The organism is Neisseria sp. P0009.S007 (genome assembly GCF_051962515.1).
Genome location: NZ_JBQCVF010000730.1, coordinates 1 through 844, shown reverse-complemented (window position 1 = coordinate 844; position 844 = coordinate 1). Strand labels below are relative to the sequence as shown.

The window sequence follows — 844 nt, the reverse complement described above, 5'->3', positions numbered from 1 at the left end:
TGTTGGTACAAAGTATGCAACATCGCATGACCGGTACGGTCGGCAACCGCACATGCACGTTCTACCGCACGTTTACCGTGTTCGGCAGTATGGCCACCGAAAGGACGCTGGTAGATTTTACCGCTTTCCACACGGTCAAAAGGCATACCCATGTGTTCCAATTCAATCACTGCCTCAGGCGCGGCGCGACACATAAACTCAATCGCATCTTGGTCGCCCAGCCAGTCGGAACCTTTTACGGTATCGTACATGTGCCAATCCCAACGGTCTTCCTGCACATTACCCAATGAAGCAGAAATACCGCCCTGAGCCGCCACGGTATGAGAACGGGTCGGGAACACTTTAGACAAAACAGCACAATTCAAACCAGATTTAGACAATTGGAGGGCTGCGCGTAAACCTGCACCACCACCGCCAACAATCACGGCATCAAACTTACGAACAGGAAAACTCATATTTACCCCCAAATTACTTTAACTGAATACACCAAGCAACCTACCAACCAAACGATGGTAGCAACTTGTAAAAACAAACGCACGCCGAAAGGCTTAATGTAGTCCATCCACAAATCACGGATACCTACCCACGCATGCAAAAATACGGCCAAGAAGCTCACTTGGGTAAACACTTTCACCCAAGTTTGATCAAAAAATGCCTGCCATGCCGAATATTCTTTAGGCAACGTGAACAAAACAACCAAAAGAACTACGGTGTACACCAACATGATGACCGCAGTTGCACGCTGCATTGCCCAATCGCGCAAACCATAATGCGCACCTGTCAATTTACGTTCTACCATAACAAAGCTCCCAAAACGACGGTCAGAATCAAAGCAGAAGCAAAT

Annotated in this window: 2 protein-coding genes; both read right to left on the bottom strand. The window is 47.9% G+C overall.

The genetic code is table 11. The annotated features are described in order from the left end of the window. The coding region (locus ACTHS3_RS16000) for an FAD-dependent oxidoreductase (RefSeq protein ID WP_440368505.1) at positions 1-455 on the bottom strand (455 nt) is incomplete at its 3' end. A 2-nt stretch (positions 456-457) separates the two neighbouring features. Then, positions 458-799 (bottom strand): succinate dehydrogenase, hydrophobic membrane anchor protein, encoded by a 342-nt coding sequence (gene sdhD, locus ACTHS3_RS15995; RefSeq protein ID WP_004519264.1) that lies wholly within the window; start codon positions 797-799, stop codon positions 458-460. Between the last annotated feature and the right edge of the window lie 45 nt (positions 800-844).